The following is an 18,651-nucleotide window of genomic DNA, read 5'->3' on the forward strand; positions in this document are numbered from 1 at the left end:
TGATCAGCCGGCCAGACACTTGGCCTTGCGGGCAATCTCTTCTGTCGTGATGCCGAACTCCTCGTAGAGGCGTTCGGCCGGGGCTGAAGCTCCGAAACCACTCAAGCCGATGACATTGTCTTCACTGCCGACATAACGGGCCCAGCCAAGTTTTCCCGCGGCCTCGATGGCAATGCGCGGGGCGGTACCGAGAACGTCGGCGCGGTAGGCGTCCGGCTGTGCGTCGAACAGTTCCCACGACGGCATCGATACGACCGCAACGGCCAGTCCATCGGCTGCCAGGCCCTCGGCTGCCTCAACCGCCAGTGCGACTTCGGTTCCGGTCGCGATCAGCGTGATGTCGCGGCCTTCTCCGAACTGGCGGATGACATAGGCACCGCGTGCAGTCAGGTTTTCCTCTGTTCGCTCCAGGCGCAATTGCGGGACAGCCTGACGGGAAAGGGCCAGAAGGCTCGGCGCATTCATGGAGCGAATGGCACAGTCCCAGGCTTCCAGCGTTTCAACAGTGTCTGCCGGTCGGAACACTGTCAGGTTGGGGATTGCCCTCAGCGAGAGGAGATGCTCGACCGGCTGATGGGTTGGGCCGTCTTCGCCAAGACCGATGGAATCATGTGTCATGACATAGATGGAGCGCAGCCCCATCAGGGCCGAGAGGCGAATGGCGTTCCTTGCATAGTCGGAAAAGACAAGGAAAGTGCCGCCGTAGGGCAGAAAGCCGCCATGCAGCGCGAGACCGTTCATGGCTGCCGCCATGGCAAATTCACGAACTCCGTAACCGATATAACGGCCGGACGCTTCGCGCGAAAACTGGCTGTTGACCGCAGGAACGCGGGTCAGGTTCGACCCGGTCAGATCGGCTGATCCCCCGATCATTTCCGGCAGGGCCGGGGTGACGGCCTCCAGGGCCATCTGGCTTGCCTTGCGGGTGGCGGCGGACCTGGGCTCTGAAAAGAGGCTGTCACGCGCACTGGAGACTGCTGCCTCATAGCCTGCTGGCAAGGTGCCGCTCACGCGTCGTTCGAACTCGCGGCGTTTGTCTTCAGGCGCAGCTGCTAGCCGGTCTTCCCAGGCCTTTCGGCTGTCCTGGCCAACTGTCCCGATCTTCTTCCAGCTTTCGGCGAGTTCATCCGGAATGGTGAAAGCAGGGGCCGTCCATCCGAGAGCCTTCTTGGTCGCGTGCGCTTCGTCCTTGCCAAGCGCCGCGCCATGTACACCGGCGGTGCCTGCCTTGTTGGGGGAGCCAAAGCCGATCACCGTTTTCAGGGCGATCATCGAGGGTGTGTCGGTGGCTGCCTTGGCTGCGGTCAGTGCGGCGTCGACTGCAGATCCGTCGTGTCCGTCGCACGTTTGCACATGCCAGCCACAGGCTGCGAAGCGGGCCGGAACATCCTCGGAAAAGGAAACGCTGGTTCGGCCGTCGATGGTGATGGAATTGTCGTCGTAGAGAACGATCAGTTTGCCAAGGCCCAGATGACCGGCAAGGCTGATCGCTTCCTGACCAATGCCTTCCTGAAGGCAGCCGTCACCGACGATCACATAAGTGTTGTGATCTACGAGTTCATCACCGAACTCATCTGCAAGACGCCGTTCGGCCAAAGCCATGCCGACGGCGGTCGCAATGCCCTGGCCAAGAGGGCCAGTGGTGGTTTCGACGCCTTTGGCGTGACCATGCTCGGGATGACCTGCGGTTATCGAGCCCCACTGCCGGAAGTTTCGGATCTCCTCGATCGTCATGTCTTCATAGCCGCACAGGTGCAGCAGGCTGTAGAGGAGCATGGAGGCATGACCGTTTGACAGCACAAAACGGTCCCTGTCCGGCCAGTCCGGTGTTTTCGCATCAAACTTCAGGTGTTTGCGAAACAGCACGGTCGCTGCATCCGCGAGACCCATGGGCGCGCCCGGATGTCCGGAAGCGGCTGCCTCGACGGCATCTATGGACAACGCCCGAATACAGTTGGCGAGTTTGAAATTTTCCGGGTCCAGGGCTGCTTTCGACGATAGAAATGTGTCTGTAGTCATGAGGTCCTCCTCTGCGCTTACGGCATAGGCGTAGCGGAGGATGTCACAAAAATAAATCACAAAATCACAAAATAACTTTGATTTTGTGATTTTGTGATGTTAAGTATCAAGCATCCGGTGAACACCGGACGAGGAGGATTTGCGTGAAACGCGAAGAACGAAGACAGGCGATCATGGATCTGCTCGTGGAACACAGGGAAGTCGATCTCGACGACCTTGCGGAGCGATTTTCCGTCTCGAAAATGACAATTCACCGGGATCTGGACGAGCTCGAACAGGCCGGCGTGCTGCGCAAGGTGCGCGGGGGTGCCACTGCGGATTCAGGAACGCAGTTCGAAAGCGACTTCCGCATCCGGGCCCGCCAGGACGCGGCCGCGAAGGAGCGGATGGCCCGTGCGGCGCTCGAGCTGATCGAACCCGGCATGACCGTGATGATCAACGACGGTTCGATGGCCGCAGTGCTCGGCTCAATGCTGCCGGAAAAGCGGCCGCTGACGGTCATCACCAACAACGCCGCCATTCTCGATGGTTTGCGGGATGAGCCCGGCATCACCCTTTTGGGCCTCGGCGGCGTCTATTCGGCCAAGTTCAACGGCTTTTTCGGCGTCGTTACCGAAGCGGCGCTGTCGCAGTTGCGCGCGGATATCGCTTTCGTGTCGACCCCGGCCGTAGCGGACCTGAAGGCCTTTCACATGGACGACAACGTCGTTCGTTCCAAGCAAAAGATGATGGGTGCTGTGTCTCGGTGCTGCCTGCTCGTCAATCACACACGTTTCGGACGCACCGCACTTCATACCCTCGCCGATCTGGATCGGTTCGACTGGATCATCACGGATGACCAGCCGGCCGGAGATGCTGCGAAGGAAATCGAGGCTGCGGGGCTCAAGCTGATGATCGCAAAGGACTGAGCGAATGACTGCCCTCACCGGAAAATGGGTCGGTACGAGCTGGAAAATGAACAAGCTGCTGGCGGATGCCAGACGGTTTGCGGACGGGCTTGTCACGTCCGACGCGGATCGGGATCCCCGGATCCAGCGGTTTGTCATCCCTCCCTTCACCGCGGTGCGCGAAGTGAAGGCGATGCTCGCAGGCACATCGGTGAAGGTCGGCGCGCAGAATATGCACTGGGAAGATGCAGGCGCGTGGACGGGAGAAGTCTCGCCGCTCATGCTGACCGATTGTGGTCTCGACATTGTCGAACTTGGACATTCCGAACGGCGCAGTTTTTTCGGTGAAACCGATGAGACCGTCGGCCTGAAGACAGAAGCGGCCGTGCGTCACGGGCTCGTTCCGTTGATCTGCATCGGCGAAACGCTGGTGGAAAAAGAGGCCGGACAGGCACAGGCGGTGCTTGAGGCGCAGGTTCGCGCGGCTCTTGGCAATCTGTCCGATGGGCAGAAACAGGCCGAGATCCTGCTTGCCTATGAACCGGTCTGGGCAATCGGCGTCAATGGTGTGCCGGCAACGTCGGACTATGCCGACGCTCGCCAGGCGGAGATCATTGCCGTTGCCGAGGACGTACTCAACCGGCGTATCCCCTGCCTCTATGGCGGGTCGGTCAATCCCGGAAACTGCGAAGAGCTCATTTCCTGTCCTCATGTGGACGGGCTGTTCATCGGGCGATCCGCCTGGGAAGTCGAGGGTTATCTCGACATTCTCGCCAGGTGCTCGTCGAAACTCGGAGAGGTTTGACATGAAACTTGCAATTGCGGGCGACAGTGCAGGCGAGGGCCTTGCAAAACTGCTGGCGGACTACCTGAAGGATCGTTTCGAGGTTGAGGAGATCTCCAGAACGCCCGAAGGGCCGGATGCGTTTTACGCCAATCTGTCCGAGCGTGTTGCCAGCCAGGTTATCTCTGGTGCCTACGACCGGGCGATCCTGGTTTGCGGAACCGGTATCGGTGTGTGCATTGCCGCCAACAAGGTGCCGGGCGTTCGCGCCGCACTGACCCACGACACCTACTCCGCCGAACGGGCAGCCCTTTCCAACAATGCCCAGATCATCACCATGGGTGCGCGCGTCGTGGGACCCGAACTCGCCAAATCCATCGCCGACGCCTTCCTGAAGGAAACATTCGACGTCAATGGCCGCTCTGCTAGCAATGTTGAAGCGATCAATGCCGTCGATTCGAAGTATCACGCGGTTTGATCGAAATTGCTGACCTGAGGGACGATGGGACCATGCTGAGACTGCCGAACGATACGGACGTAAAGGCCGAGACGCTGAAGGCGTATCTGGCAAGACAGCATGGGTCGAGAGATACCGCAGCAGTCCTTCAAGCCATTGCGGATGCGACCGGCGTGCTGGCAGACAGGCTCGCCGCGGGTCGTTTGCCGGGTGACCCGGGCGAGGTCGTTGGCACAAATGAAAGCGGCGACAAGCAGAAGGCCCTCGATGTCGGTGCCCATCTTCACATGGTCGAGGTACTTCGGGCAGCAGGCGTCCGCCAGCTTCTTTCCGAAGAAGCCGAAGAAATCATTCTTCTAAATCCGGAAGGCACGCTCGACGTTGCCATCGACCCCATCGACGGGTCCGGCAGCATCGGCACGGGCGCACCGCTCGGGACGCTGTTCTCGATCCTGCCGGCGTCAGACCAGGGTTTCCTGTGCAAGGGCAGGACCGTCGTCGCGGCAGGATATGTCTCCTTCGGTCATTCCACTGACCTGGGATTCAGTTTGGGCAACGGTCTTCACCTGGCTGTTTTCGACCGCGGCACGGGCGAATTCCGGATGCTGCGCGAGAACCATAAGGTACCGGCAAAATCGCGAACATTGGCCTTCAACGCCTCCAACGCGCGGCACTGGCCGGATGCGGTCCGGCGGTTTTCCGATGACGTTTTGAAAGGCAAAGAGGGACGCCTGGGCGAAAACTACAACATGCGCTGGCTGGCGTCCGCTGTGGGGGAATTCCACCGGATCCTGCTTCAGGGCGGGTTGTTCTTCTATCCCGGCGACAGCCGACCCGGGTATGAAAACGGTCGCCTGCGTCTGATTTATGAAGCCGTGCCGATCGCGTTTCTGATTGAGCAGGGCGGCGGCAAGGCGACAGACGGGCAATCCCCTATCTTGGACCTTCTGCCCAAGAGCCTGCACCAGAACATTCCGTTGATCTTCGGTTCACCCGAAAACGTCGACATGTTCATTACCTATTGCACGGACAACACCTAAGGAGCTTTTGATGGCCCGCATCACTTCGCGTCAGCTGCTGGATCATGCAGCTGACAACGGCTACGCTGTGCCTGCTTTCAACATTTCCAACATGGAACAGGGCATGGCTGTCATGCGCGCCGCGGCAGAATGCGACGCGCCGGTCATCCTTCAGGCAAGCAGGGGGGCACGGACGTACGCCGGCGACAGGGTGCTTGCCCGTCTGATTGACGGTTTCGCCGAAACCTATCCCGATATTCCTGTCTGCATGCATCTGGACCACGGCAACAACCTGGCAACCTGCGTGACGGCTATCCAGCATGGTTTTACCTCCGTGATGATGGACGGGTCGCTGGAAGTGGATGGCAAGACGCCTGCGAACTATGCCTATAACGCGGGTATCACACGGCAGGTGGTGGACATGGCTCATGCAGCCGGTGTCTCGGTAGAAGGCGAACTTGGCGTGCTTGGGTCACTCGAAACCGGAATGGGCGATCAGGAAGACGGACATGGCGCGACCGAAAAGTTGAGCGAAGACCAACTCCTGACCGACCCGGCAGAAGCTGAGCGCTTCGTCGCCGATACGGGAGTCGATGCGCTTGCCGTTGCCATGGGCACCAGCCACGGCGCCTACAAGTTCACGCGCAAGCCGGATGGCAGCGTTCTGGCAATGAACGTGATCGAGGCCATTCACGCCCGTCTGCCGAACACGCACCTTGTCATGCACGGGTCGTCTTCGGTGCCGGAAGATCTCCAGGAAATCATCAATTCCTACGGAGGCGATATTCGCCGGACCTGGGGCGTTCCGGTCGAGGAAATCCAACGCGGCATCAAGAGCGGCGTGCGCAAGGTGAACATCGATACCGACAACCGCCTGGCAATGACGGCAGCCGTGCGCAAGGCCCTGTCGAACGATCCGTCCGAATTCGATCCACGCAAATACCTGAAGCCTGCCATAGAGTTAATGGCGCAAGTGTGTCGCGACCGTTTCGAGGCCTTTGGAACTGCCGGACATGCCAGCCGAATCCGACCGCTACCGCTTGAAGCGATGGCGCGGCGCTACACCTAACAGGGTCGTGCGCTAAGGGGAGCAGTTTGATTGAGTGCCTGGCGGGAGCGCGCGAAGCGGTCCCGCCAGGCAAGCGGCCGCACTAGGTGGGGGTTGCGGTCGTAATGGGAAAGGATTGCGTTCACCGCGACATCCTTTTCGATTTCCGGGACCTGATTTGACGGGTGCGGATTTTTTGCGGGGTCTGTCCGCTGATGATCTGCAGATATGATTTCTGCAACTCGAGCGCTTCGCGGGCTTCGGCATCGACACCGGCCTGTTGCTCCAGAAACCGGCGCCAGGACACCCGCTTGCCGGCCAGACCTCCGGTCATGCGTTTCCAGGCGGGATGTCGTTCGAGGCGTGGATCGAGCGGACGGCGGCGGTATTTGGTTTTAGGCTTTGTCCGATCAAATAGCCGGTCCTGTTTGCAATAAGGGCCGTACTTGTCTTCAAGGTTCTTTTTCGAAAACAGCCGATCAACGGCGCTGGCTTTTTCCATGGTGCCGGTGCCGATGTCGCGGAACACGAACCCGGCTCCGCGCCTGCGAAGTTCGACGCCGTAGAGGGCAAAGCCCTCATGCAATTCTTCCCAGGATCCCGCATCACGATGGATCGTGAGCAGCTCGCTCTTGTGGTCTTTGAGAAATCCGGAAAAGGATTGCTCCCACGAGTTTGCTTCCTTGTCCCGGGCCTTCCGGTTTTCACGCTCATTATCCTGTCCGCGGCCCTGGACCACTTCCAGTCCGTGTTTCTTTTCCAGCTCGGCCGCGGTCTTCTGCAAGATCTGGAAATCGCGAAACGGGGTATGCATCCGGAAGGTTTCCGGATGCACAAGATTGAACTGGATATGCATGTGGAAGTTTTCAGTATTGATGTGGGTGCCGACCACGCGCTGATGATCTTCCAGTCCGAGCGCTTTGGCGAACTCAGTCTCAATGTCCTTCAGAACATCGATGTCGGGCTTTTCGCCTTCGGCAAATGACACCACCAGGTGGTAATTCGGATCTGACTTGCTGCGAGAATTCAAGGCCTGCGTCGCGCGGATCTCCGCGATGGCCGTGTCTAGGTCATCGATGCCGTCGCCGGCCTTGCAGTTGGAAAGCCAGAACTGATCGAGCTTTTCGCCCTTCTCCTTTGCTCCGGCTATGTATTTCGCGAGGGCTTTGGCGCTGGAACATTTCTTGAGAGACGTCTTCTTGGCAATCACGGCTTTAGATCCGCAATCCGAGCCTTGATCTGGCTCTGTGTCTGACGAACGTCGCGCAGAAGCGACTGCATCTGTCGAACCATATGGCCGTCCGCAGTCTCATTCATGCCCTTCAGCAACAGGTTGCCCAAGCGCGCCTGGTCTGCGTTGATTTCCAGGAGACGCAAGATCGCCTGATCCAGCGACTTATCCGGAAACTTCCCGCTTTCCAGAACACGTTCGACAACGCGCGAAGCAGAAAGCTTCGTGCGTTTCGCATGGGTCATGATGCTCTCGTGGAGATCCGGGTTGAGGTAAGTAATGAGCTGGATTCGCCGGGGCTTTTTCACCGGCTCATCTCCAGCTCACGGCCCAAACCTTGGTCCTTGACTAAACTGCGGGCATGCTCCCTCTGCATTTGCACAAAGGAATCTCGCAGCGCCGTAAGCAGGCCTTTTTCACCGCGGATCTGTTTCAGGTCGTTCCAGTCAGTTGCCCCGCGCTCCCTTTCGGCTGGCGTAAAACTCGGAGCCAGCACCTTGCCGCCAACCGCCTCGGCGGCGCGCTGCGCGCACTTCAGGCCCTTGTTGGGCAGGGGCGGATTTCTGTTCGGCAAATGATGATCGTCATCGGCTGAGATCAGAAGATTTGCTTTCGGGAACTTCTCTCGAACGGCCTTCGCGGTGGCAACAAGGTTGTCACCATCAAAGGCAACGGCGGTCGGCAGATTGGTCGCCTTATGAACATCCGCACCGGTTGCGTAGCCCTCGCCGATTATGATGGTCAGTTTGTCGCCTTTGTCTCGGCCGTTTTCCAGATCCTTGCTCGGGTCAATCGTGTGAAAGAGCCCTTCTTTTCGGCCATGCTTCAGGTAGATTTTTTCATCGCCGACAAACTGCAGGGACCAGATGCGGCCGTTTTCGTCGCGCAGCGGCACGACCATGCGACCATCGTCGGCCACCTTCACGCCATAGCCGCGAACGTTCTTCCGGGCGAGGTAAGGGCAATTTTCGGGGGTGGCCCAGGACTTCAGGTTCGTCCAGATTCCAAAGGCCCGTTTGGCTGTTGCTTCCTGTTCGGTGACCCTCACGCGCTCGCGGTTCTCGCGGTTCTGCGCGGCTTCGGCGACAAGGCGTTGCTTTTCTTGCTGTGTCAGGCCGTCCCCTTTGGAGATCCACTGCAAGGGTACATCGTCGCCCTTGAAGTTCTTGAACTGGCCGTTCGGAACACCATCCAGAAAACCGCGATAGCTGGCGTTGGTTTCCTTGCCATCGCCGGTGAGCGCAATGCGGTGCCATTTCCCGTCCATTTCCGGAAGACCCTGCAACTCCGCGCCGTTTTCGCGCAGGAACTTGCCGAAGGCAGTGCGCGGATCCTCGCGGGGGTGCTCCTGCTGGTTTTCCGGAAGGAACTGTTTCAGCCCCTCCGGAACCTCTGTGCCTTTTGCGAACCAGGCCTTGGCCTTCTTGTCCCAGATAGCACCGGCTTCATCTGCGACCGTGCGCTGCTCATAGGGAACGGCCAGGTAGGTTTTTTGAATGGGTTGTTTGTCAGCCATGGCGAAAAACTCCTTGAACGAAAGCGGGGAAGAAACTTGATGTGCTGTGGCGGTCAGTCGAGGAACACGCCATCGACCTCGGTAGGGCCGGCATAGGCGCTGGTGTCTTTCGGCCAGAGCTCAACGCCATCGGTATTGATGACCGTGATGTTGCGAAGCGGGGAATTGTCGGTGAGGTAGCCACCGACGATGTCGATATCGCCAAACTCCTCGTGGATCTTGAGAAGGATCTGGACTGCTCTGCTGATCTTCATGAGGAAGCCTTTCCGCTGGACGACGGGAGAGAAGGAATTGAAGTGGGGGAAGCGAGCGGGATTTTTGCCCGGGCCTGAAGGTCTTCGTTCTGAAAGTAGAGAACCTGGCGGCCATAGATGGCCGGACGCCCGGCCACAAAAATCAGCATGTCGCCGGCGCGGGTGACCTTGCCGCCGGCCCCTGTCTGGATCCCCGGCAACGACATGCATTCGTCCGGGGTGAGAAGCGGCCGGGCCACCTCCATCAAGGTTTCGGAATAGTTCGTCCCGATTTTCCCGGTGGTGTGGCTGGCTGATGTCTTTTTCTGAACGAGCGTGGTCTTACCGGCCATGTCCGACAGAACCCGTGCTGTTTCCATCGTGTTCGGCGCGTAGGCAATCCGGACATGGCAGTTGGAAACAATCGACTGTTCGCGGCCGTAAGTTTTCTGGAGCTGCGTGAGATCCTGAACAATGACAAAGGCTTTCAGTCCGTAGCCCGCCATGAAGGCAATCGCCTTCTCGAAAATCTCCAGCTTGCCGACTGACGTAAACTCGTCGAGCATCAAGAGCATGCGGTGTTTGTAATGCTTGACGGAACGGCCGCCCTCGAACGCCATATGAGAGGTAAGGCGGGTGAGGAACTGGTTGAGTAGAATCCGCACCAAGGGCCGCAGCCGGGCGATGTCAGACGGCGGGATGACGATGTAAAGGGTTGCCGGCTTGTCGCCGTTCATCAGGTCGGTGATGCGGAAATCGGATTCCGATATGTTGCGGGCCACAATCGGGTCGCTGTAAAGCGCAAGCTGAGACGTGCCGGTGGAGTGAACGCCGGATCGCTCGTTGCTGGACCGTTTGCGCATACGGGCAGCGCCCAAGCGCACCTCGTCATTGACGACTTCGCGGCCATGCTCATAGCGCTCCATATCTTTCAAGAGCCGGTCAAAACTGTCGTCTTCCTCGCCATCCTTTTGGCCGAACGCGGCTTTTGCCGCCGCTGCCACGGCCTGTTCGCTGATGGACTTCGGATCCTCGTCGTCACCGATCGACATGAACGCGCGTACGTCTGCGAGCGTCGCAGTGCGGTTTTCGGATTTCTTGATCCGGTAAAGGACATGCAAGATTGCGGTGCAGAGCCAGCCGTAACCTTCCTGCATCCAGAAGTCCTTCAGGCCGGTGCCGTCCGGATCGATAATCATGATTGCGATGTTCTGGCAGTCAGCTATTTCGTGGTCCGTGCCGATCCGGATTTCTGCGAGTGGATTGTATTTGACGGAGCCCCTGTCTGCCGCCGGGTCAAAGCGAAAAATTCTCTGCCCTTGGGAAGCACGCCAGCCGGCGGTCAGAGCGTAGTTCTCACCCTTGATATCGAGGACCAACGCAGACTCTTCCCAGGAGAGCAGGGTGGGCAAAACCAGGCCGACACCCTTACCTGAGCGGGTAGGGGCGAAAGCCAAAACATGCTCCGGGCCATCGTGGCGAAGCATCTTGACGCCTCGCCGCATCGGCCAGCCGCCAACGACGACGCCGGTTTCCGACAGAAGGCCGCTTTCTTTCACGTCCCGGGTTTCAGCCCAACGGGCCGTGCCGTGTATGTCCTTCTGCTTCCGGCCGCCAAAGATCGTTTCTGACCTGGCTCCAGACGAGACGATTGCCCCGGTCAGGATCAGAACGAGAAAGGTGCCAAACCCGGCATAGGCCGGTTGAAGAACTTCGGTCGGAAATCCGCGGGCCTGCTGCCAGAAATCCAGAAGCCATTGCCACCAAGCGGGCTGAAGGGGATTGAAACCAAGGGTGTAGTGCCAGCCGGTCAGCGTCACGCCGACAAGAGCACCAAATGCCAGCACGGCAAACAAGCGCATCAAATGCATGACTGATCACGCAGCCTCGGCACTTACCGGCTCGCGGTCGCGCAGCACATAGCGACCCATCTTCATCTCATAAATATCCGATACAAAACGCCCACCCCGTGGGTCGCGCTTGATGTGGATCACCAGATCGACAAGACGGCGCATGAACGTCTCTGCGTCGGGCAAGGTCTGACCGGCCGCGTTTATGTTCTCCTGGAATCGTGCGGGAACCAGTTCGGCGCTTTCGGCATGGACCGTGCACATCCAACCACGCGCGCCGGTGTTGAGGACATTGAGCGCGGCGAAGGCATTCTGCGTGGAGATTTCCCCGAACAGGATATTGTCCGGCGAGATGCGCATCTTGTGATCGTAGAGCTGCTGCCATGTCCGCAGGCCTGCGCCTTGCGCAGTGTCACGCGCCGCCAGCAAAGATACGCCATTGTAGAAGCGGCTGACTTCCAGCTCGGGAGTATCTTCCGCACTGACAACGCGCCTGTCATCTGGGAGATACGACAGGAGATTGTTGAGCAGCGTGGTCTTGCCGGTATTGGTCGATCCGGAAATTGCAATGTTGCGCTGCTGATCGAGGGCCGATTTGAGATAGTCGATCATGCCGGCGGACAGACCCATGTCTTCCAGCGTGATCTTGTGAGGATGTTTGCAGCGGATTGCCAGCGACAGGCCGGAGACAACCGAATTGCCGATCAGGCATTCGAAGCGGTGACCGCCCGGCAGAACGGTTGAAAGCTGGGGTTTGGATGTGGGGTCAAATTCCAGACCCTTCATATTTGCCAAGGCGCGGCAGATGGTCTTGATCCTGTGCAGGGTCAAAGCCGGTTCATCGACTTCGGCAATGCGGTTTTCCAGATCGCGGCGTTCCACGATCAGCTTGCCCGGCGCCTTGGTCCGGACTTCGACAACATCGCTCGCTGCATAGTGCCTGGACAGCGGCTCAAGGATTTTTTGCAACAGAACCTGAGACATGGGTATTCACTCCAATGCCAGCCCAGTGCTTGGGCGTTGCTATAAATTTTGAGAATGGGGAAAGGGCAGGGACCCGGGCCAGGCCAGGTCCCTGCAAGTTTCAGAAAACCGTCAGGTTTCCCAGCGGACCGTTTTCCAGGACGAATAGGTCACCTTGCCGGTCGGATAGACCACCTTGGAGCGCTCATCGATCCGGTTGTAATAGGTCAGCTTGTATTCCGGATAGCGGCAGGTGCTTACCGGTCCATTCGCCCGCACGAGGCTGTAGCCGGGATTGCCGGTCAGGGTCTTTGAAGACCCGCCACAATTGCCGGAAACGGTGGTGTAGTTGCCGCTGCCGTCCCGGACGACAAGGGAGTAACCCTTCGCCTCGACATTGACGCGGTAACCGTTCAGCTTGCGCGTTTCCGTGCTTCGCTGACACTTGTCACCGTTGTTCAGTGTGGTGCCGTCCCCGGATGCCTTTGAATAGCTGGACCCGTCCGGACGCGTGTAGATCTTGGTCCGTTTCGTTGGAACCATCTCGGTGCAACCGTTGTAATATTTACGGGAATGATCCGGGCTGTCCTGATTGCGGACAAACGCATATGCGATTTCGGATGTACCCGGTTGCAGGTAGGACGTTGCGATCTTGTAGGCTTTGCCGTTCACATTGATGGAAACGTCCACGAGCTGCTGCGCACGCAGATTGGCATCGTTGTATTTCCAGCCGTTCGTGGTGACGGAGTGCGTGAATTTCTGATCATTCCGCTGGCATGCGGTCACATAGGTTCTTCCGCGGCCGGGAACGTCGTAGTAGTAGCGCTCCAAACCGTAGGAGAGACCAGCGGCAAGATCATGATCGAACGATGCGGGATCGTCGCAACCGTTCACGGTCGAAAAGATGCCAAGCATGTTCGCTTCGTCCGGCTGACAGCCCGCAATCACTTCCGAAGTGCCATTCACGATAATTTCGGTGCGGTACTGCCGGACGGCCTTGCCGCTCGCCAGATCGACAATCGGCGTGCAGACGTCGATGCCGTTTTTGTCGAACACGCGACTATGCGTGTAAGTGGTTTCGGTGGTGATGCACGGGGACGCCTGGAAAAGCTGACCTTCGTACTCATAGGTCCACATCGCCATTTCCGTGGAAACGCCTGTTCCAAAATCGTGCTGCATGGAACAACCGTTCGGCTCAGCCGTCATCTTGATCGGAGCGATGGTTTCGGATGGCGCGCATTCGCGCACGCTGACTTCCACCTTGTCATCTTTCGTATAGACAAGCGACGTGTTGACGATGGCCTTGCCGTTCTCGAGGTCGAAGTCGAACGTGCAGTTCTGTTTTTCCTCGATCTTGAACGCCTGTTCCTCGTCGGGCATGCACTCGCTGACCTTCAGCCGGCTTGCCTTCTCGTCTGTATAGGAGAGCGTGTATTGCGCATTGGCGATACCGGCCTCCAGATCGACCACATCCGAACAGGAGCCGTATTCCCGTTCCATTTCGTACACCGTCTCTGAGGGCGCACACTCGCTGACTGCAACGTCCTTGCCTGTCCGGTCCCGATAGGTCAGGCGTGATAAAAGCGTGACATGCTCTCCCTCAATATCGACATCGGGTTTGCAATCGTCGCTGGATTCCGAAATGGCAAAGGAGATTGACTGATCCGGCTGACAGGCGGCCAGGTCGAAGCGTGCACCGCGATCATCGTTGTAGAAAGACGTGTATTGCGGGCGGGCAAGGAGTGCGGCCTCGTCAACCAGATCCTCACAGGCCTCGTAATTGCGCTGGATGTTCCAGACAATGCCGTTTGGCGAGCAGGCATCCGTCTCGGTGACAATTCCGTCCTCAAGCGTTTCCGTCTTGGCGGTCTGGCGCACGATACCGCTTCCAAGATCGATCTGCGGCTCGCAACCATCCGTCGAGACGTTGATCGTCATGTTCGGATCGCGTTCTTCTTCCGGCTCTTCGTCCTCCTGGGCCAGCCGTTCGGGCGTCTGGTAACCTTCTGCAATCGGGTTCTCACTGCCGCCACCTTCATCAACGCTCGTATCGTCCTCGACAGTGTTTTCCTTGTCTTCAAGCTCCTCTTCGGGCTCTGCGGTTTCCTCAGTACCGGACAGGCGGGCAACCGCCTGAACGAACTCGGCTTCATCGCCATTGACGGAAATCGCTGTCGTCGGGAGAAGGCGGTTGCTTTCAACACCGAACTGGCTTGTGAATTTATCGGCTTCCAGATCGACAAAGTCGGCGTCTTTCTTGAGCCGGGTGACAACCACTTGTGCGATTTCTTCACCGTTGACGCTGACTTTGCGAGTGAAGCCCTCGGCAGTGATCCCACTGATATCAACGGCCTCGGTCGTGTTCGGCTGAGCATTGAATTGCAGTTGGACCGGCACGGCGCTGTCGGCAGACAACTCCGTTTCCAGAGAAGGCGACACGGTAAAGAGGTTCTCCTTAATCAGAACCTCTCCCGCTGCGGCACCCGATGTCTGGACCGAGGAGGGGCTAACCACTGGCACCGTCTGTGCCTGCGTGAGTGCGGTAGATGACGCCAGGACGAGCGCCATAAGGCCGCAAGACACTATTCTAGTGTATCGCATTCCAGTCTCCTTAATTTTGGGGAGGGTCGGCGAGGTACCAGTCAAACTTCGGGCGCACCTGTACGCGGGTGCCCTGGGCTATCCGGATGACTGGTTTAAGATCCACTGTGTCCTCAAGGAGGGCCGCAGTGATGGTTCCAATGTTCTCGCTGGCACCGGACAGGCCATTGGCGACAATATTGGAATTCGAACTGTCGATTTGTTGGGAGCCGGACACGGCAGCCTCGACGGCTGTCCCGATGCCCGTGGTCAAAATGGCGGAGCCGTATTTCTCCCAGAAGCGATTGTTCACTTCACCGGAAAGACCGGCATAGCCCTGTGCATCGCCGATATGGGCATTGAGCTGATAAATCTCAGCGCGGCTCTCTCCCAGAAGAATGCGGCTGCAAGAGAACCCGACACGGGTCTGCCCGACCTTATCGACCGAGGAATACTCGCAGATCATCCGCGACCCCTTCGGCACGAGCTTGGTCCGGCCGTGATACCCGTAGACGTCCCGGCTCACCTGAACGACAACAGAGCCGTTGTCGGCAAGCTGGCTGTTGATGCCGCTTTCCAAAATGCCCGTAATGTAGCGGTCAGCCGTCAGAATGCGGGTGTTGTCGACTGCGCCGGTCGAATAGCGCGACGGCGCTGAATAGCGGTCGTTCTCCGGATCGATCCCCTCTGGCGGTGGAAACCCGGGCAGGTTCGCATTCATCGGGGCAGGGCGGTTACCGGCGTCGGAAAAGTCCCCGGTAATGTCGGCGCCAGCAAGCTCCGACTGCATGGCGGCCCGCTCTCTGAGAGCGGTTTGCAGCATCAGCTCGTATTCGGTTGGCTGACGCGGTACCGCCTTAGGAGGTTCGATGTACTTGGTGACCGTCTGTGTTCGGATGACTTCTTTCGTCTCGACAACAGGTTTTTCGACTTCCCGAATGATCTCCTTCTCGATGATCACCGGTGGCATGGTGATAATCTTCGCTTCCACAGGCGGTTTCGGCGGCTCGGGCTTTTCGTAAGAGAAGACTGCCGGATCACTGGCGGGCAAACCGCGTGGATGAACAGGCTCCGGCCCACATGCACCGCCGAAGGTCAGGCCGAGCGCCAGCAGGATCTCGCAGACGGCCATGCTCACTTGCCTCCCGTGTACTGGATGCACATGAAGGACTGGCCGGACTTGAGGGTGATCAGGCGGTGAGTGGACTCGACAATGAAGGTGGTGCCTTGGACGCGGGTATTGACCAGCTCGTCAATGCCATCGACCACGACATAGGCGGTCGGCAATTCCACGTCGTTCCACTTGTCGCCGAACTGAATGTACGTGAAATGATCGTCCCGGAAGACCTGCTCGGGCCGCAGTTTCTTGTCGCCCCAAAGCTTGTATTGGTTCCAACCGCGCAGCGCGCCCGGATCGAATTTTTCTGTCTGGAGAAAGTCCTTGGAGCCGTGGGTGGCAACAGCGGCGTTGCCATTTGGCAAGGGGTTCCCCTTGGCATCGAACTCCACGAAGGACATGCCGGCGCTTTGCGGACCGACAATTCGGAAAGAGACATCTGGAACAGTCTTGGAATTGATGCCTTCGGCACGCAGATAGAAGGAATAGACATCACCGTCGTCGGTGTAGACCAGCATGGAGCTGTCGACACCGGCTCCCGTTGGTTTGACGGCTAGCGTGTTGTCCGACCGCTTTTTGACTTCAAAACGGGAGCTGTCGCCAAGATCTGCCGACTTGATTCTGACCCCTTTCGGCAACTGGATTGCGCTGACCATGTATTGCCGTAGACGCACTTTGTAGACGCAATCGCCACAGAAATTCTGGACGTGGATGCCCTGCTTTTTGCCGGGGCGCGACCAAGCCTCCTGAATCTGGCCGCCGATGCTTTCAGGGCGGGCGAGGGGACCGAAGTTTCCGGCCGCCTGGGCTTGCGCCTGCGGCACGGAACCGACAGGAAGCGTTGAGTTGACAACCAAGTTGGCCGCAGCAACCCGCTGCGTCGGTGTCGTGTTCGTAGAGACGCTGCCGGGCCTTGCCGGACCTTGCCCAAGCGGCGTTTGCGCGTGAGCTGAGCTCGCAACGGCGACGACGAGGAAAAGAACAGAAAATCGAAAAGTCATTTGGAAGCTTGCTCCTTGATGGACATGCCGAGGACGCGGATTCCAAGCGGGTTCTCGAACCGCTCGGCTGCAAGGACGTCATGGGGACGGGGGGTCATTTCCAGGAAGGCGCGCAGATGGCGGCGCTTCGGCTTTTCGCGGCCGATCCTGTCTGTCTGAAGAAACTCGACGACATAGAGGTAGACGCCATCGTAGGCATCGACCTGATAGGCACCCTTGATCGTGATCGAGCGGTTGAGGCCGTCTTTGATCGCTTCTTCGATGACCGTTTTGTTGGTCTTCACATAGTCATTGAAGAAGTCCGGATCGGAGTACGTGCGAACTTCCTTGAAACGGGTGTTCTGGGTGGTGTCGTCAATGGTGAGGATCTGGTGCACATAGCGCCGGGCAAGCTTTTCGAGCATCAGCTCGAAGCCATCGACTTCCATGGAAATCGGTTCGACACGATAGATCCGGTCATCGCTCGGATCGGCACGCAGAAGCGCGATTTCGGTCTCCTTGAGCGGTACGAGCGACACAAGGGCCTGGATGCTCGCCACCACACAGATTGCCAGCGCGACATTCGTTCCAACCGACAGGCGCAACAGCCAGGCCATGCGCCGGTGCGCGGTTTTGTAGGCAAACGGATCCGCTTGCAGGATGTTGGCGTGCTTCGGCTCCGGCTTGACCTCCGGAACCGTCGCCGCATGGGACTTGGACCGAGAAATGAAAGCCATCAGGCGGCCTCCACCCATTCAAAGGAACTCGGCTCAAATTCGATTTCCGCGCAGGCGCAGGGTGATTTGCGCATCTTGTCGATGCCGTCCGGTTCAATCGGCATTTCCACCTGTGCGCAGCCGGAAACCAGCCAACCAAGGCACACGACGAGTCTGAGGTGTTTCATGAAAGAAGACCCTTTGAGAGAGGAAGGAAGGGGGAGCTTGGCGACTACGAACCGCTGGAATCGATGATCCCGCCCGGAGCCGAACGCGAGGATTCCCAGGTTTTTCTATGCATGAATCCACCGACACGACCGGCAGCACCCGCCGCTGTTCCACCGGCAGAGACACCAACTGCAGCGCCGCGAATGGCCCCGGCAGACATGATCCCGGCCGACACGGTTCCAAGCATCGAACTGGATACGTGACCGGCGATGTTGACGGCCTCGGAAATCAGGGCAGCACCAAGCCAGCCCATAATCATGGCGAGTAGAAATTTGCCGCTGGTCAGGTCGATGTAGGCTTCTGGGTCAATCTCCGCGTCACCTGTGACGCCGAGGCCTTCGACACTGGCAATCACCAGAGAGAAGACAATGGACACACACAGCATTGTCGCGATGGAGCCGACGATTGTTCGCACCCCGGCCGCAATCAGATTGCGACCGAACGGGAAGGCGGCAAGGCCGACCAGAAAAGGCGAAATGCCGAGAACAACGGTGAGACGGAACAGGGAAACCGCCGTGTGCACCAGAAACAAAACCAGCAGGATGACGTAAGGCAGAAGCAGCGCGACACCGTATAGGATGTATTTTGGGGCTTCAGTGAACCCGCCTGCTCCCATGATCGTGGTGGCAATGTTGAAGACACCGCCGATGCCGTCTTCAACTCCCCGCAGCAAGGCGCTCAAGCCAGACAGGCCGTCTCCACCTTGGCCCATGATCTCACTGGCGAGCCCGCCCATAATGTTGACGGAAACGTTGAAAGTCTGACCGATGAACCCGCCGTCGATACCTTTGTAGACGCCAAAGCCAAGGACCATGAAGATGGCTTGTTTGAGCGCACCCGCGAAGTCGAGCGTCCCAAGAAAAACCTGGATGCCGATCCAAAGAACCCAACTACCGACGATGCCCACAAGAATGACCATCAACGGCCCGTGGATGGTTGAAACAAGAGTGTCGAGTGTTGATTCAGCATGGCTTTGGTATGCGGTGAAAATCGCGCAAATATTGCAAGCAGCGTCAGCCATGA

18 protein-coding genes are annotated in these 18,651 nt (G+C 58.4%); 5 read left to right on the forward strand and 13 right to left on the reverse strand.

The window, feature by feature from the left end; translation table 11 throughout:
• Positions 1–3: 3 nt before the first annotated feature.
• A complete protein-coding gene (gene tkt / locus FMN63_RS03425) occupies positions 4–2,019 on the reverse strand; it encodes a transketolase (RefSeq protein WP_148582550.1) in 2,016 nt (671 codons plus the stop codon).
• Between the two features lie 143 nt (positions 2,020–2,162).
• Here tkt and FMN63_RS03430 point away from each other — a divergent pair, with 143 nt between their 5' ends.
• From FMN63_RS03430 to fba, 5 genes are read left to right on the forward strand one after another with little or no spacing between them, the layout of a single operon-like run.
• Positions 2,163–2,927, forward strand: a complete 765-nt coding sequence (locus tag FMN63_RS03430) for a DeoR/GlpR family DNA-binding transcription regulator (RefSeq protein ID WP_148582551.1) — start codon at positions 2,163–2,165, stop codon at positions 2,925–2,927.
• Between the two features lie 4 nt (positions 2,928–2,931).
• Positions 2,932–3,711, forward strand: coding sequence for a triose-phosphate isomerase (locus FMN63_RS03435; RefSeq protein ID WP_148582552.1), 780 nt, complete (start codon positions 2,932–2,934; stop codon positions 3,709–3,711).
• Position 3,712: 1 nt separating this feature from the next.
• Complete coding sequence (derI, locus tag FMN63_RS03440; RefSeq protein ID WP_148582553.1) at positions 3,713–4,168, forward strand: D-erythrulose-4-phosphate isomerase; 456 nt, start codon at positions 3,713–3,715, stop codon at positions 4,166–4,168.
• Positions 4,169–4,200: 32 nt separating this feature from the next.
• Positions 4,201–5,187, forward strand: coding sequence for a class 1 fructose-bisphosphatase (locus FMN63_RS03445; RefSeq protein WP_148582554.1), 987 nt, complete (start codon positions 4,201–4,203; stop codon positions 5,185–5,187).
• Positions 5,188–5,197: 10 nt separating this feature from the next.
• The gene (gene fba / locus FMN63_RS03450) at positions 5,198–6,235 is read left to right on the forward strand and encodes a class II fructose-bisphosphate aldolase (RefSeq protein ID WP_148582555.1); all 1,038 of its coding nucleotides are present in this window, start codon (positions 5,198–5,200) and stop codon (positions 6,233–6,235) included.
• Positions 6,236–6,356: 121 nt separating this feature from the next.
• Here fba and traI read toward each other — a convergent pair whose 3' ends face one another.
• The 12 genes from traI to FMN63_RS03505 all read right to left on the reverse strand — a co-directional run bounded on the left by traI (position 6,357) and on the right by FMN63_RS03505 (position 18,649).
• On the reverse strand, positions 6,357–7,424 hold the full coding sequence (gene traI / locus FMN63_RS03455) for a TraI/MobA(P) family conjugative relaxase (protein ID WP_148582556.1): 1,068 nt from the start codon (positions 7,422–7,424) through the stop codon (positions 6,357–6,359).
• Positions 7,421–7,753: a hypothetical protein gene (locus tag FMN63_RS03460; protein ID WP_148582557.1), complete on the reverse strand. Its 333-nt coding sequence runs from the start codon at positions 7,751–7,753 to the stop codon at positions 7,421–7,423. Before FMN63_RS03460 ends, traI begins: the two co-directional genes overlap by 4 nt.
• Positions 7,750–8,961: a DUF5710 domain-containing protein gene (locus FMN63_RS03465; protein WP_148582558.1), complete on the reverse strand. Its 1,212-nt coding sequence runs from the start codon at positions 8,959–8,961 to the stop codon at positions 7,750–7,752. Before FMN63_RS03465 ends, FMN63_RS03460 begins: the two co-directional genes overlap by 4 nt.
• 53 nt (positions 8,962–9,014) lie before the next feature.
• Positions 9,015–9,215: a hypothetical protein gene (locus tag FMN63_RS03470; RefSeq protein ID WP_148582559.1), complete on the reverse strand. Its 201-nt coding sequence runs from the start codon at positions 9,213–9,215 to the stop codon at positions 9,015–9,017.
• Positions 9,212–11,065: a type IV secretory system conjugative DNA transfer family protein gene (locus tag FMN63_RS03475; RefSeq protein ID WP_148582560.1), complete on the reverse strand. Its 1,854-nt coding sequence runs from the start codon at positions 11,063–11,065 to the stop codon at positions 9,212–9,214. Before FMN63_RS03475 ends, FMN63_RS03470 begins: the two co-directional genes overlap by 4 nt.
• Before the next feature lie 6 nt (positions 11,066–11,071).
• A complete protein-coding gene (locus FMN63_RS03480; protein WP_148582561.1) occupies positions 11,072–12,028 on the reverse strand; it encodes a CpaF/VirB11 family protein in 957 nt (318 codons plus the stop codon).
• A 111-nt stretch (positions 12,029–12,139) separates the two neighbouring features.
• Complete coding sequence (locus FMN63_RS03485) at positions 12,140–14,608, reverse strand: hypothetical protein (RefSeq protein ID WP_148582562.1); 2,469 nt, start codon at positions 14,606–14,608, stop codon at positions 12,140–12,142.
• A gap of 10 nt (positions 14,609–14,618) precedes the next feature.
• Entirely contained in the window at positions 14,619–15,719 is a 1,101-nt protein-coding gene (locus FMN63_RS03490; protein ID WP_148582563.1) for a TraB/TrbI/VirB10 family type IV secretion system protein, read from the reverse strand.
• A gap of 2 nt (positions 15,720–15,721) precedes the next feature.
• Positions 15,722–16,705: a TrbG/VirB9 family P-type conjugative transfer protein gene (locus tag FMN63_RS03495; RefSeq protein WP_148582564.1), complete on the reverse strand. Its 984-nt coding sequence runs from the start codon at positions 16,703–16,705 to the stop codon at positions 15,722–15,724.
• Positions 16,702–17,421 (reverse strand): VirB8/TrbF family protein, encoded by a 720-nt coding sequence (locus FMN63_RS03500; RefSeq protein WP_162529974.1) that lies wholly within the window; start codon positions 17,419–17,421, stop codon positions 16,702–16,704. Before FMN63_RS03500 ends, FMN63_RS03495 begins: the two co-directional genes overlap by 4 nt.
• Positions 17,421–17,588: a hypothetical protein gene (locus FMN63_RS29360; RefSeq protein WP_153297092.1), complete on the reverse strand. Its 168-nt coding sequence runs from the start codon at positions 17,586–17,588 to the stop codon at positions 17,421–17,423. The genes FMN63_RS03500 and FMN63_RS29360 overlap by 1 nt, the downstream gene beginning before the upstream one ends.
• 44 nt (positions 17,589–17,632) lie before the next feature.
• Positions 17,633–18,649, reverse strand: coding sequence for a type IV secretion system protein (locus tag FMN63_RS03505; protein WP_148582566.1), 1,017 nt, complete (start codon positions 18,647–18,649; stop codon positions 17,633–17,635).
• Between the last annotated feature and the right edge of the window lie 2 nt (positions 18,650–18,651).

The sequence above is a fragment of the Stappia sp. BW2 genome, from assembly GCF_008107695.1.
GTDB lineage: Bacteria > Pseudomonadota > Alphaproteobacteria > Rhizobiales > Stappiaceae > Roseibium.

Coding starts and splice junctions, on each gene's coding strand:
- tkt (WP_148582550.1), bottom strand. CDS start 2,019: ATGACTACAGACACATTTCTATCGTCGAAAGCAGCCCTGGACCCGGAA.
- FMN63_RS03435 (WP_148582552.1), top strand. CDS start 2,932: ATGACTGCCCTCACCGGAAAATGGGTCGGTACGAGCTGGAAAATGAAC.
- derI (WP_148582553.1), top strand. CDS start 3,713: ATGAAACTTGCAATTGCGGGCGACAGTGCAGGCGAGGGCCTTGCAAAA.
- FMN63_RS03445 (WP_148582554.1), top strand. CDS start 4,201: ATGCTGAGACTGCCGAACGATACGGACGTAAAGGCCGAGACGCTGAAG.
- fba (WP_148582555.1), top strand. CDS start 5,198: ATGGCCCGCATCACTTCGCGTCAGCTGCTGGATCATGCAGCTGACAAC.
- FMN63_RS03465 (WP_148582558.1), bottom strand. CDS start 8,961: ATGGCTGACAAACAACCCATTCAAAAAACCTACCTGGCCGTTCCCTAT.
- FMN63_RS03470 (WP_148582559.1), bottom strand. CDS start 9,215: ATGAAGATCAGCAGAGCAGTCCAGATCCTTCTCAAGATCCACGAGGAG.
- FMN63_RS03475 (WP_148582560.1), bottom strand. CDS start 11,065: ATGCATTTGATGCGCTTGTTTGCCGTGCTGGCATTTGGTGCTCTTGTC.
- FMN63_RS03480 (WP_148582561.1), bottom strand. CDS start 12,028: ATGTCTCAGGTTCTGTTGCAAAAAATCCTTGAGCCGCTGTCCAGGCAC.
- FMN63_RS03485 (WP_148582562.1), bottom strand. CDS start 14,608: ATGCGATACACTAGAATAGTGTCTTGCGGCCTTATGGCGCTCGTCCTG.
- FMN63_RS03490 (WP_148582563.1), bottom strand. CDS start 15,719: ATGGCCGTCTGCGAGATCCTGCTGGCGCTCGGCCTGACCTTCGGCGGT.
- FMN63_RS03495 (WP_148582564.1), bottom strand. CDS start 16,705: ATGACTTTTCGATTTTCTGTTCTTTTCCTCGTCGTCGCCGTTGCGAGC.
- FMN63_RS03500 (WP_162529974.1), bottom strand. CDS start 17,421: ATGGCTTTCATTTCTCGGTCCAAGTCCCATGCGGCGACGGTTCCGGAG.
- FMN63_RS29360 (WP_153297092.1), bottom strand. CDS start 17,588: ATGAAACACCTCAGACTCGTCGTGTGCCTTGGTTGGCTGGTTTCCGGC.
- FMN63_RS03505 (WP_148582566.1), bottom strand. CDS start 18,649: ATGGCTGACGCTGCTTGCAATATTTGCGCGATTTTCACCGCATACCAA.